At 65.7% G+C, this 12,528-nt stretch carries 10 protein-coding genes and 1 tRNA gene; 8 read left to right on the forward strand and 3 right to left on the reverse strand.

Features of this window, described 5'->3' with window-relative positions; translation table 11 throughout:
- Positions 1 to 16 precede the first annotated feature (16 nt).
- The 3 genes from thiL (at position 17) to IEX64_RS05480 (ending at position 4,556) form a co-directional block, all read left to right on the forward strand.
- Positions 17 to 967, forward strand: coding sequence for a thiamine-phosphate kinase (gene thiL, locus IEX64_RS05470; RefSeq protein ID WP_188818675.1), 951 nt, complete (start codon positions 17 to 19; stop codon positions 965 to 967).
- A gap of 156 nt (positions 968 to 1,123) precedes the next feature.
- The gene (locus IEX64_RS05475) at positions 1,124 to 3,217 is read left to right on the forward strand and encodes a sodium-translocating pyrophosphatase (RefSeq protein WP_188818676.1); all 2,094 of its coding nucleotides are present in this window, start codon (positions 1,124 to 1,126) and stop codon (positions 3,215 to 3,217) included.
- A gap of 271 nt (positions 3,218 to 3,488) precedes the next feature.
- A complete protein-coding gene (locus IEX64_RS05480) occupies positions 3,489 to 4,556 on the forward strand; it encodes a GNAT family N-acetyltransferase (protein WP_188818773.1) in 1,068 nt (355 codons plus the stop codon).
- A 166-nt stretch (positions 4,557 to 4,722) separates the two neighbouring features.
- Here IEX64_RS05480 and uvrC read toward each other — a convergent pair whose 3' ends face one another.
- Both uvrC and IEX64_RS05490 read right to left on the reverse strand, forming a co-directional pair.
- The gene (uvrC, locus tag IEX64_RS05485) at positions 4,723 to 6,666 is read right to left on the reverse strand and encodes an excinuclease ABC subunit UvrC (RefSeq protein ID WP_188818677.1); all 1,944 of its coding nucleotides are present in this window, start codon (positions 6,664 to 6,666) and stop codon (positions 4,723 to 4,725) included.
- A 56-nt stretch (positions 6,667 to 6,722) separates the two neighbouring features.
- A complete protein-coding gene (locus IEX64_RS05490; RefSeq protein WP_229710082.1) occupies positions 6,723 to 9,611 on the reverse strand; it encodes a TonB-dependent receptor plug domain-containing protein in 2,889 nt (962 codons plus the stop codon).
- Between the two features lie 243 nt (positions 9,612 to 9,854).
- Between IEX64_RS05490 and infA the strand changes: the two genes are divergently transcribed.
- The 5 genes from infA to IEX64_RS05515 all read left to right on the forward strand — a co-directional run bounded on the left by infA (position 9,855) and on the right by IEX64_RS05515 (position 12,010).
- Positions 9,855 to 10,100 (forward strand): translation initiation factor IF-1, encoded by a 246-nt coding sequence (infA, locus tag IEX64_RS05495; protein WP_007014967.1) that lies wholly within the window; start codon positions 9,855 to 9,857, stop codon positions 10,098 to 10,100.
- A 16-nt stretch (positions 10,101 to 10,116) separates the two neighbouring features.
- Positions 10,117 to 10,704 carry a Maf family protein gene (locus tag IEX64_RS05500; RefSeq protein ID WP_188818679.1) on the forward strand — a complete coding sequence of 196 codons (588 nt, stop codon included), beginning with the start codon at positions 10,117 to 10,119 and terminating at the stop codon, positions 10,702 to 10,704.
- Entirely contained in the window at positions 10,697 to 11,671 is a 975-nt protein-coding gene (locus IEX64_RS05505; protein ID WP_188818680.1) for a ribonuclease E/G, read from the forward strand. Before IEX64_RS05500 ends, IEX64_RS05505 begins: the two co-directional genes overlap by 8 nt.
- Complete coding sequence (locus IEX64_RS05510; RefSeq protein WP_188818681.1) at positions 11,668 to 11,835, forward strand: DNA gyrase inhibitor YacG; 168 nt, start codon at positions 11,668 to 11,670, stop codon at positions 11,833 to 11,835. The genes IEX64_RS05505 and IEX64_RS05510 overlap by 4 nt, the downstream gene beginning before the upstream one ends.
- Before the next feature lie 99 nt (positions 11,836 to 11,934).
- Positions 11,935 to 12,010, forward strand: a tRNA-Phe gene (locus IEX64_RS05515).
- 58 nt (positions 12,011 to 12,068) lie between these two features.
- On the opposite strand, the gene IEX64_RS05520 is transcribed toward IEX64_RS05515, so the two are convergent.
- Complete coding sequence (locus IEX64_RS05520; protein ID WP_188818682.1) at positions 12,069 to 12,521, reverse strand: hypothetical protein; 453 nt, start codon at positions 12,519 to 12,521, stop codon at positions 12,069 to 12,071.
- Between the last annotated feature and the right edge of the window lie 7 nt (positions 12,522 to 12,528).

Here is a 12,528-nt window from a genome sequence, read left to right on the forward strand (position 1 = left end):
CCTGCATGAGGGCGAGGTGACCACCGAACTCGCCCTCATCGCTGCCCTTCGCGCGCTGGCCGGAACCCCTGAGGCGCGCGGTCTGATGGACGATGCGGCGGTGCTGGAGATCGGCGGCGAGAAGCTGGTGCTGACGCTCGATACCATGGTCGAGAGCGTCCATTTCCTCCCCGGTGATCCACCCAAGGACATTGCCTGGAAGCTGGTGGCGGTGAATGCCTCGGACGTCTCGGCCAAGGGCGCGGAGCCGCTGGGCTGCCTCTATTCGCATGCGCTGGGCGAGGAGAGCTGGGACGAGGCCTTCGTCGCCGGGCTGGCGGCGGCCTCCGCGCACTTCCGCCTGCCTCTGCTGGGGGGAGACACAGTCCGCATGCCCGCGGGTGCGCCGCGCAGCTTTTCGCTGACGGCGCTCGGCCGAACCAAGGGCCCCGTGCCGTCGCGCGGCGGAGCGCAAGCGGGCGACCGCATCTGGGTCAGCGGCACGATCGGGGATTCCGGGCTGGGCCTGTCCGTCCTGACGGGGCAGGAAGCCGAAGGCCAAGCGGCGGAATGGCTCGCAACGCGCTATCGCCGGCCCTCTCCCGACACGCCGCTAGGGCCTGCACTGGCGCCCTTGGTTTCCGCTATGATGGACATTTCGGATGGCCTGCTCGTCGACGGGCAGCGCATGGCCGATGCCAGCGGCGTCGCCATGATCATCGGCGCCGACTCCGTCCCGCTGTCCGAAGCCTTCCGGGCCATCGCCGGAGACGAATTGCCGGCGCGGCTCGCGGCCATGACGGCGGGGGACGATTACTGCCTGCTGTTCACCGCCCCGCCCCAACATACCGCGCAGATCAGGGAAACCGCAGCGGCGCTGGGATGTGAGGTCCACGCCGTCGGCGGCGTTTCCGCAGGAACGGGGCTCAGCGTCTCTCACAAGGGCGTGCCCGTCCCCCTCCCCGACCAGCTCGGCTACCAGCACTGAACCCGCTCCGGACAGGCGAATTTAACGAGGCGCAAGGCTCACCGGCGAAAAACGCAGTTAAGCCGCTTGCCAGTCATATTGCTTGTCTATAGCCCTTTCGACTTCGAGCGGGAAAACCCGTCGAAATAGCGAAAAACATTGGGAAGGGGGCGTTACGTGGATCTAGTCACGATCGCAATTGTCCTGGGACTTCTGGCCATCGTCTATGGCTTCGTCACCAGCAGACAGGTGCTCGGCTCGCCAGCCGGCAACGAAAAAATGCAGGAAATCGCAGGAGCCATTCAGGAAGGCGCTCAGGCCTATCTGAAGCGGCAATATTCCACCATCGCCGTGGTCGGCGTGGTCGTGGCGATCATTATCGCCGTGACCCTGACCTGGGTCTCAGCCATCGGCTTCGTCATCGGAGCGATCCTTTCGGGCGTGGCCGGCTTCATCGGCATGAACATCTCGGTGCGCTCCAACGTGCGTACTGCGGCTGCTGCGCAGACCGGGTTGCAGCAGGGCCTGACGCTCGCTTTCCGCGCCGGTGCCATCACCGGCATGCTCGTGGCTGGGCTCGCACTCCTCGCGATCGCGGTGTTCTACTGGTACCTCACCGGCCCTGCAGGCCATACCGTGGGCGGTGAAGACCGCACCGTGGTGGAGGGCCTGACCGCCCTCGCCTTCGGCGCCTCGCTTATCTCGATCTTCGCGCGTCTTGGCGGCGGCATCTTCACCAAGGCCGCCGACGTCGGCGCCGACCTCGTCGGCAAGGTCGAGGCCGGCATTCCCGAGGACGACCCCCGCAACCCGGCGGTAATCGCCGACAATGTGGGCGACAACGTCGGCGACTGCGCGGGCATGGCCGCCGACCTTTTCGAGACTTACGTCGTGACCGTCGGTGCCACCATGGTCCTGACCGCGCTCCTGCTGAAGGGCGCGGACAACCTGATGGCGATTATGGCGCTCCCGCTGCTGATCGGCGGCGTGTGCATCGTTACCTCGATCATCGGCACCTATTTCGTCCGCCTTGGCAAATCGAACAACATCATGGGCGCCATGTACAAGGGCTTCCTTGTCACCGCAGTGCTGTCGATCCCCGCCATCTGGTGGGCGATCAGCTACGCGCTGGGCAGCATGGAAACGCCGATCGCCGATACCGACTTCAATGGCCGCGTGCTGTTCTACTGTGCGCTGCTGGGCCTTGCCATCACCGGGCTGATCATCTGGATCACCGAGTACTACACCGGCACCCAGTTCCGTCCGGTGAGGTCGATCGCCAAGGCTTCGGTTACCGGTCACGGCACCAACGTGATCCAGGGGCTTGCCATCGCCATGGAAGCGACGGCGCTGCCGACGCTGGTGATCGTTGCCGGCATCGTCATCGCCTACCAGCTCGCCGGGCTTCTGGGCATCGCCTATGCCGCCACGGCCATGCTGGCACTCGCGGGCATGGTGGTTGCGCTCGACGCCTATGGACCAGTCACCGACAATGCCGGCGGGATTGCCGAAATGGCCGGTCTCGACGATGCGGTCCGCGAGAAGACCGACGCGCTCGATGCCGTGGGCAACACCACCAAGGCCGTGACCAAGGGTTACGCCATCGGCTCGGCCGGTCTCGCCGCACTGGTGCTCTTCGCCGCCTACACCACCGACCTTCGCGAATTCTTCCCGACGCTGACCGTGAACTTCAGCCTCGAGAACCCCTACGTGATCGTCGGCCTGCTGCTGGGGGCGCTGCTTCCATACCTGTTCGCTGCAATGGGCATGACCGCCGTGGGGCGCGCCGCCGGTGACGTCGTAATCGATGTCCGCGACCAGTTCGCCGCCGATCCCGGCATCATGGCGGGCACCTCCAAGCCGGACTATGCCCGGACAGTGGACCTCGTCACCAAGGCCGCGATCAAGGAGATGATCATTCCTTCGCTGCTACCGGTGCTGGCGCCCATCGTGGTGTACTTCGTGATCTCGTGGGTGGCCGGTTCGGAGAACGGCTTTGCCGCTCTCGGCGCTCTGCTCCTCGGCGTGATCGTCGGCGGCCTGTTCGTCGCGCTCTCGATGACCTCGGGCGGCGGCGCGTGGGACAACGCCAAGAAGTACATAGAGGACGGCAACCATGGCGGCAAGGGCTCCGAAGCCCACAAGGCCGCGGTGACCGGCGATACCGTCGGCGATCCCTACAAGGATACCGCCGGCCCGGCGGTGAACCCAATGATCAAGATCACCAATATCGTCGCCCTGCTGCTGCTCGCAGCCATGGCGGCGGGTTGATACGAGCCTGACGGCTTAACCTTTACAACGGCCCCGCCGGCGCGCCCGGCGGGGCCTTTTTTGTGCCCTCGTCCGGCGATCTCCCCACGTTAGCAATTCCTTGATGGTTAACGCGTAGCGTGATCGTGAAGATTTCCAGCCCCCAAACCGGATATTCCGCACCGTGGCGAGCAAGGCTCAGGATTACGAGGTTCCTTCTTCGGTAGTCGATCCCGAAGCGGAAGCCGTGCGTCCCCCGTCCTACCGGCTCGATTGCGTGCCCTGGCGCGACATGGAAGATGAGGTGTTAGCCTGGGACCGGCTTGCCGATCGGGCCAGCGAACCCAATCCCTTCTTCGAAAGCTGGTATCTCTTGCCTTCGCTGCGCGCCATGCCCGAGACCGAGGAGGTCACGGTGCTTCGCTTCGAGCGGGATGGCGAACTGGCGGGGCTGCTGCCGATGATCCGGGCGCCAAAGTACTACCGCTGGCCGGTACCGCACCTCTCCAGCTGGCTGCACGCCAACAGCTTCTGCGGCGTCCCGCTGGTGGCGCACGGCTGCGAGGTTCCGTTCTGGCAGGCTGTACTGCGCTGGGCCGACGACGAACCGGGAACGGCACTGTTCATGCACTTGCGCGGTGTCGTGCTGGGGGGACCGCTACACGCCGCGCTGGAGGGCGTCGTCGCCTGCGACGGGCGGCAGGTGGAAATCGTCCACCACGAAGCGCGCGCGATGCTCTGTTCCAGCCTCTCGCCCGAGGCCTACCTCGAAGCCTCGATGAGCGGCAAGAAGCGCAAGGAACTGCGCCGGCAGGCCAACCGCCTTGCCGACCTCGGCGAAGTCCGTTTCGAGCGCCGCACAGACGCCGACGACATCGAGGACTGGTGCGACCGCTTCCTGGCGCTGGAAGCGGCGGGCTGGAAAGGCGAGGCCGGCTCCTCGCTCGCCAGCGACGAAAGTACGACGACCCTGTTCCGCGAAAGCCTCGCCGGCGCCGCCGAACGCGGCAAACTCGAACGTTTGGCGCTCTGGCTCGACGACAAGCCGCTGGCGATGCTGGCGACGTTCCTGACGCCGCCGGGCGCCTATTCCTACAAGACCGCGTTCGATGAAGAATACGCACGTTTCTCGCCCGGCGTGCTGCTGCAACGCGAGAACCTTGCCGTGCTGGACCGGCCGGACATTGTCTGGAGCGACAGCTGCGCGGCGGCGGATCACCCGATGATCGACCGCATCTGGCGCGAAAAGCGGGGCGTGGGCCGTCTCTCGATCGCCATCGGCGGCATGCTGCGCCGCGCGGCGTTCAGCCAGTTCGTGCGGGCGGAGACGGCACGCAGTCCTGCCACTACAGAGGTCTAGGGCTTTCACCGCCCGTCTCTGACCAACCCCCATTCCTCGTCATCCCCGCGTAGGCGGGAATCCCGCTTCTGCTTCTTGGCATGCGAAAGAAAGCGGCACCCCCGCCTTCGCGGGCGCGACGTAAGATGGATATTCTGCAAAAGGGCCGAACGATCTCCCGCGGCCTCTACCCACCCGGGTGGTAGAAATCGTAGATCGTCTGCGCCACCGCCGCGCTGACGCCCGGCGCGCGTTGCAGGTCTGCCAGACTGGCCGCACGGACTTTTCCCGCAGTCCCGAAGTGCAGCAGCAGCGCGCGCTTGCGGGCCGGGCCGATGCCGGGGATTTCGTCGAGCGGGCTTGCGGTGATCGCACGGCTGCGCTTGGCGCGGTGCGCGCCGATGGCATAGCGGTGGACTTCGTCGCGCAGGCGCTGGAGGTGGAACAGCAGCGGTGAATTGACCGGCAGCATCTTTTCCCGCCCGTCGGGGAAGTGGAACACTTCGCGCCCCTCGCGGCCATGGTGCGGCCCCTTGGCGATGGCGATGAGCGGTACGTCCTCGATGCCCAGCTCTTCCAGCGCATCCTTAACCGCGTTCATCTGACCCTTGCCGCCGTCGATCAGCACGAGGTCGGGCCAAGTGCCGCTTTCACGCTCGGGGTCTTCCTCCTGCGCGCGGCCGAAGCGGCGGGTCATCACCTCGCGCATCATGCCGAAGTCGTCGTCGGTGCGCGCGGTCTTGATGTTGAACTTGCGGTACTGGTTCTTGACGAAGCCTTCGGGCCCCGCAACCACCATCGCCCCCAGCGCCTTGCTGCCCTGGATATGCGAGTTGTCGTAGACCTCGATCCGCTGCGGTACTTCGGGCAGTTCGAGAAACTCGGCCATCTCGCGCATGACCTTGGCCTGCGTGCCGCGTTCCGCCAGGCGGCGCTCCAGAGCTTCCACGGCATTGCGCGCGGCCTGCTCCATCAGGCGCTTGCGCGAACCGCGCTGGGGGACAGAAATCTCGACCTTGCCCCCTGCCCCCTCGCGGAAGGCCTCGGCCAGCAATTCGCGCTCGGGCAAGTCGCGGTCGACGAGGATGGTGCGCGCGGGCGGCACTTCCTCGTAGAACTGGGTGAGGAAGCTCTGCAGCACGTCTTCTTCGCTCAGGCCTTCGGTGTGTGTGGGAAAGAACGCGCGGTGGCCCCAGTTCTGCCCGCCGCGAATGAAGAAGGCCTGGACGCCGATATGCCCGCCCTTGGCCGCCATCGCGAAGATGTCGGCATTGTCGAGACCCTCGGCATTGATCGCCTGGCTACCCTGAATGAAGGTCGCCGCGCGCAGACGGTCGCGCAGCATGGCAGCGCGTTCGAAGTCGAGCGCTTCGGCGGCCTCGGCCATCTGCGCCTCGATCTTGCGCTGTACCGCGCTCGACTTGCCGCCGAGGAAGTCTTTCGCCTCCTGCACCAGTTCGGCGTAGCCCGCCTTGTCAATGCGGTCGACGCAGGGCGCCGAACACCGCTTGATCTGGTAGAGCAGGCAGGGCCGATCGCGCCGCGAGAAGAAGCTGTCGGTGCAGCTGCGCAGCAGGAACAACTTCTGCAGCGCGTTGATCGTGGTGTTCACCGATCCGGCGCTGGCGAAGGGGCCGTAGTAGTTGCCCTTGGCCTTGCGCGCGCCGCGGTGCTTCATGATGCGCGGAAAGTCGTTGTCCGCCCGCAGCAGGATGAAGGGGAACGATTTGTCGTCGCGCAGCAGGACGTTGTACGGCGGCCGGAAGCGCTTGATAAGCTGCGCTTCGAGCAGCAGCGCCTCGGCTTCCGAATTGGTGGTGACGATGGTCATCGACCGCGTCTGGCTGACCATGCGCTGCAGCCGCATCGGCAGCTTGTCCCACTGCACGTAGTTGGCCACGCGATTGCGCAGCACCCGCGCCTTGCCGACGTAGAGCACATCGCCGCGGGCGTCCTGCATGCGGTAGACGCCGGGCCGCGTCGGCAGCGTGCGCACGGTGTCGCGGATCACTTCGGCCCCGGCCTGCAGATCGGGCTTGTCCGACCCGCGCACGGTATAGGTCGCCCGCTCCTCGTTGAAGCGTTCGAGGCCCTTGGGGTGGTCTGGAGTGCCGGCAGGAGTACGCGCCATGCCCGTGCAGATAGGACATGCGGCGCGGGTTCGGTAGTCCCGCGCCGCGATCATCCTCAGAACATCTTGCGGATATCGATGCCCACGACGCGGCCCTGCGGCTGACGGTAGGCGGCCTGATAGGCAATCGGCACCACGCCGTTCTCGTCGGTAACCTTCTGGCGGGAATCGAAGAGGTTATCGACAGTGAACGCGACGCGGGTGCCCTTCAGGAACGGCACTTTCGCCACCAGATCCTCGTTGCGGCCGAGATCGGCGAACAGCCGCAGGTCGACCATGAAGGTGCTGCCGAAACGCAAGTCCGAACTGCCCGGCAGGCCCGTACCGTTGACGTTCGCGGGCGCTTCCCACTCGGCATTCATCCGCAGGCCGTAACCATTGGCGAACAGACCGCCGGAGGCCTCGATGGCGTGGCGCGGGACGCCGCCTGCCGCGAGTGCATCCCCGTCCAGTTCATCGAGCACGGGCGCGCCCTGCGCGATCCGCACCGTGTCGGTGAAGCGCCAGGTGTGATAGACCGAAAGGTTCCAGCGACCACCACGCTCCCCGCGTCCGAACATCGGCGGCGGACCACTCGAAGAGCGCTCGCGGCTGGCCGTCTGCTGGCCCGATTGGCCTCCTGGCGCGCCATCGGCCTTGCACAACCGCTCCCGCAGCGAAGCCAGACGCGTCTGATCGATTTGTCCGTCCGGTCCGCGCAAACGCTCGGCCAGTTGTTCAGGCAGTGCGGAAAGGTCCGGCGCCCCCTCGACACAGACAACCGCACGAATGCGGGCAAAGCGCTCCGGATCGAAACCGCCACCGCCCGGCGCAGCGCCGTCTGCAGAGCAGACCCGGGCCTTGAACTGGGCAAGCCGTTCGGGATCGATCTTGCCGTCGGAACCCGTGAGCCGTTCTCGCAGGCGCTCGGGCAAGGTCGCCGGGTCTGGCGCGGCGTCGCCGGTGCAGAGCTGCTTGCGCAGCGCCTCGAAGCGCGAGGGATCGAAGCCCGGCCGGCTGCCCGCAGCAGGCGGCGGACCCTGCGTGCCTGCGGCGGGCTGCGCGGATGCCGGCGCCGAACCGCTACGCCCCCCGCTACCGTCTGCAGACCGGCTTCCCGAAGAGCGGTCGTTGCCGCCGATGTTGCCGGACACATTGAAGCCCCAGCGTACCCGCGAGTTGGACACCCGGTCGTACGTCACGGCGCGGCGATCGAGCGCGATCAGGTTGCCTGCCGCATCGCGGGTCACGCGATCGGGAAAGGCAGCCTCGACGGCAGGCGTGAACAGCGGGAACGATTCCGTGACATTGTCCGACCGGTTGCGGAAGTACTCCACCAGCAGGTTGGCACGGTCGAAGAAGGGCAACTGCCATGTCGCCGACAGCTTGATGTCGCGCTGCTTTTCCTTGACCAGTCCCGGATTGCCGCCGCTGATCGTCGTCACCAGCGCGGTCGTGCCGTTGGCGAAGTCGTAGACCGGCACGTTGTAGTTGAACACGGTCGGTGCGCCGAGCTGCGAAAGCGATGGCGCGGCTTCGTTGACGAGATAGCTTGCCTGCAAAGACAGCTTTTCGGTAGGCGACCAGGTCAGCCCGGCGCTCCAGTCGGTAAGCGTGCCGAAGTCGGAAAGGTGGTTGAGCCCGCCGCTCAGGTTCAGCGTCAGGTCGCCGATGGCACCCAGCACATCCTCGTCCCTGCTCGTGAGGGGCAGCGCCAGGTTCATACCGCCCTGCACATCGCCGCGTGTGAGCTTGATCGTTCCGAGCGTGCTGCGGGTATCTTCGCTGCGCGTGTTCGTGAAGTCGTATCCGGCCTTCACCGTCAGGCTGGCATCGCCCGCAGGCATGCGGAACGGTGTGCCGACAAGCGTGGCGAGGCTGGTGAGTGCGAGCGAGCGGTTCTGTGCGGTATCGACACCTGCACCGGGTACGAACGGGAGCGCGCCCGCTATCGTGAGATCTCCGGCATCGACCGCCGCCTGCAGGCCCGAGGTGTCACGACGTCGGTCGACCTGCGTGGACGTGTCGGTGTAACTCCCGTCCAATGTCGCGCTGAACTCCCAGTCGCCCAGGAACTTGCTGAAGCCGAGCCCACCCTCGAAGGCATCGGTAATCACGCGGGTGGTGAGCGGATCGGGTAACGTGCGCAGCGCGCTTTCGCCGCCATCGGTCAACAGTACGGTATCGAGGCCGGAGAGCGAGGTCTGCTGCGTGTGATTGTATCCGCCGCTGGCGGTGATCGAACCGTTGAGCCCGTTCTCGCCCAGGCCCTGCGTCATCGTCCCTTCGAACGAGAGATCGTAGTCGGAGGACGCAAGGCTGCGGTACCGCGCCGGATCGGGGTCGCCCGCGACATCGGGCCTCGAGGATTCTTCCTGGCGCACATTGCGTTCATCCTCGGTCAGCATCGTCGTCTGGACGATCTTCGCCGAGAAGTTGTAGCGCCGCGGACCGGACACATTGAACAGCCCGGTTTCCAGCTCGTAGTTGTCGTAGCCGCCACGCGTGGGGCGATTGTATTCACCCGCTCCGGTAACTGCCGCGAACTGTTCCTTGAGGATGAGGTTCACCACCCGCTGATTGGCGGGATAGCCGAAACGCAGCGCCACTTCCTCGGGCAGAATCTCCACGCGGCGGATCGCTTCGGGCGGCATCCGGCGCATCTCGCGCCAACTGGTGATCCGCTGGCCGTTGATCAGCATGATCGGCCTGCTACTGCCACGCCCCCGGCCACTGTTCGTCTGCGGAGAGATCGCCGCGAGCAGTTCTTCTATAGAATTCGCGCCGTATGCCTGGATATCTTCTTCCTCGAGGACTTCGACCGGCTTTTGCGGCACATCGAGTTGACCGCGGATGCGCGGGGCCAGCACGAGGATCTCGTCGCCGTGTACCTCCAGCGGATCGTCGTCACCGTCGTTGATCGTCGCGGGAGCGGAAGGCTCTTCAGCAAAGGCAGGTACAGGCAAGCACAGGCAGGTCGCCAGGCTCAGAAGGGGCAAGGAACGCAATCGGAATCTCCGCCAAGACTAAAGCAAATCCCTTCCCTTCAACGCTGATGCCTCGCTTGGGTGCCGTGGGCAATCCGACGTCAGGTAACATTTTGTCGCAAGTAACTTGCAGAACGCGGAACCGCCGAGTCTTCCCTTTTCGCGCCGCTGTGGCTATGTCGCGCCGCGATGACCCGACAGAACAACGGACAGTGATCGCCAATGGCGAAAGAAGAACTCCTTGAGATGCGCGGACGGGTGGTGGAATTACTGCCCAACGCCATGTTCCGCGTCGAACTGGAAAACGGCCACGAAATCCTCGGCCACACCGCAGGCAAGATGCGCAAGAACCGCATTCGCGTGCTGGTCGGTGACGAAGTTCTGGTCGAACTGACGCCCTACGATCTCACCAAGGGCCGCATCACCTATCGCTTCATGCCTGGTCGCGGTGGCCCCGGTCAGTACTGAAGCCCTGCAGGTGGACATGTCCGTCCACAGTTCCGCCCCTCGCCTGATCCTGGCCTCGGCCAGTCCGCGCCGCCGCGAACTGATCGCGCGCCTCGGCGTGGCGCCTGACGCCATCGAAGCTGCCGACATCGACGAAACCCCGGCCCCGCGCGAAGTCCCGCGCGACTACGCCCGCCGCATGGCGCGCGAAAAGGCGCTGGCCGTGCCCTCTGCCGATGCCTTCGTGCTGGCCGGCGATACCGTCGTCGCCTGCGGCCGCCGCATCCTGCCCAAGGCCGAGGACGAAGCCACGGCCCGACAGTGCCTCGATCTGCTCTCCGGCCGCCGCCACCGCGTGCTGTCCGCCGTCGCCTTGCGCGCGCCCGACGGTACGCTGCGCGAGCGCCTGTGCGAAACGGTCGTGCGTTTCAAACCGCTCTCGCGAGAGGAAGTGGACGCGTACATTGCCAGCGGCGAATGGGACGGCAAGGCTGGCGGCTATGCCATTCAGGGCAGCGCCGAGGGCCTGATCGCGTGGATCTCCGGCAGCCATTCCGCCGTCGTCGGCCTGCCGCTGTTCGAAACGCGCGCCCTTCTCAAATCGGCAGGTTTCCCGATTGCCTGAGTGGCTCGTCGAAGAAGGGATCGGCGAAAGCCGCGCGATCCTGACCGAAGGCGGAGAGCTGCTGGCCGCGCGCCTGCAATGGCCGGGCAGGCTCGTCGCAGGCGAAATCGCCGATGCCGTGCTGATCTCACGCCGCAGCGGAGCGTCGCGCGGCACGGTCCGCTTTGCTTCGGGAGAGGAAGCACTGGTCGATGGCCTGCCGGCCTCCGCCAGCGAGGGCGCTGCACTGCGCGTGGAAGTCACCCGCTCCGCCATGGCCGAGACGGGCCGCTACAAGCGCGCGCAGACCCGCGCCTGCGACAAGCCCCTGCGGCCGGCGCCGTTGCTGGCCGAGGCGCTGCGCTCGGAAGGTCTGCCTGTGCGCACTGTGACCCGATTTCCCGATGATCCCTGGCCCGATCTGATCGCCGAAGCACTCGATGGCGTCGTCGCCTTCGATGGCGGCTCGCTTGTCGTCTCGCCGACGCCGGCGATGACGCTGATCGACATCGACGGCGCCTTGCCTCCGAAAGCGCTGGCGCTGGCTGCCGTCCCGGCGATTGCCCGCGCCATCGGCCAGTTCGACCTCGCCGGTTCGATCGGCATCGACTTCCCGACTCCGGAGCGCAAGGACGATCGCCGCGCCGTCGACGAGGCGCTGGCAGAAGCGCTGGACCACTGGCCTCACCAGCGCACGGCGATGAACGGCTTCGGCTTCGTGCAGCTTGTCGCGCGGCTCGAACGGCCTTCGATCCTGCAACGGGTGCGCAGTGATCCGGCGGGGGCCGCCGCGCGCCTACTGCTGCGCCGGGCGCAGCATGTGCGCGAACCCGGCGTGCTGCTGCTCACCGCGCATCCCGCCGTGCGCGCCGCTGTTTCTGGCGCTTGGGAAAGCGAACTGGCCCGACGTACCGGGCGAACGATCCGCTGGGAAGAAAACCCCGCCCTTGAACTCATCGGCGGATTCGCGCAGGCGGTCGAGCAATGACCAAGTCCGAACGCAAATGTCCCATCTGCCGCAAGCCCCGCAAAACGGAATTCACACCGTTCTGCTCGAAACGCTGCCGCGACCGCGATCTGCTCAAGTGGCTCGACGACGGCTACGCCCTGCCCGGTCCGCCCAGCTTCGACGACAATCCACAGGAGGATTGAAATTTCCCTTCGATTAGGGGGTTGCCAAGGCGCCTGTGCTTCGCCATAGGCCCGCAACCAGCCGCTCGGCGGTCCCCACGGACCTCAGGTCGACGCGATGCCCGGGTAGCTCAGTTGGTAGAGCATGCGACTGAAAATCGCAGTGTCGGCGGTTCGACTCCGTCCCCGGGCACCATCCTTTTTCCAGGATAGTCCATAAGCAGACCAAGCGGCGCATTTGTTAGCGCGCGGGTTCACGGCTTCGATCCGGCTTCCTCGAACGTTGTTTTAGCATCCGGATTGTCAGAGCCTTCCCCCGGACCACCGATCAGGTGGCCAACCCGACAATCTTTCGGGTCGAAGGCGCCGGTGGCGTACATTGTTTTTGGTTTGCCTCCGGGTGGCGCGGCACGAAACCGTACGGTTGCTTGCATGCCTTTGCCTTCCGGCATGCTGGGGACATTGAAGTCGACGAATTCAAAGCTGCTGGTCCCCGGGGGCAAAGCGCCCGTAATGCGCAGGAGCAGGTTGCGCAGAAAAGCGGCGTCCTTCGTCCGGCAAATGTCGTCTGGTTCGGCGGCAGTGAGATCTGCCTTCTCGATCCTATAACTCGTGGGTTCGGCTACAGGTTCGCCGGAACTGCAGGCAGAGATGCCAGCGATCACTATGGCAGACCAAAGGCGCCTGCTTCGATGCATCCGGATCAATTGCCTC

The organism is Novosphingobium indicum (genome assembly GCF_014645195.1).
Classification (GTDB): domain Bacteria; phylum Pseudomonadota; class Alphaproteobacteria; order Sphingomonadales; family Sphingomonadaceae; genus Novosphingobium; species Novosphingobium indicum.

What these genes read in the sequence shown, in the direction of transcription:
- IEX64_RS05500 (WP_188818679.1), top strand. Translation starts at nt 10,117, where the DNA reads ATGTCCGTCCACAGTTCCGCCCCTCGCCTGATCCTGGCCTCGGCCAGT.
- IEX64_RS05480 (WP_188818773.1), top strand. Translation starts at nt 3,489, where the DNA reads ATGGAAGATGAGGTGTTAGCCTGGGACCGGCTTGCCGATCGGGCCAGC.
- uvrC (WP_188818677.1), bottom strand. Translation starts at nt 6,666, where the DNA reads ATGGCGCGTACTCCTGCCGGCACTCCAGACCACCCCAAGGGCCTCGAA.
- IEX64_RS05510 (WP_188818681.1), top strand. Translation starts at nt 11,668, where the DNA reads ATGACCAAGTCCGAACGCAAATGTCCCATCTGCCGCAAGCCCCGCAAA.
- infA (WP_007014967.1), top strand. Translation starts at nt 9,855, where the DNA reads ATGGCGAAAGAAGAACTCCTTGAGATGCGCGGACGGGTGGTGGAATTA.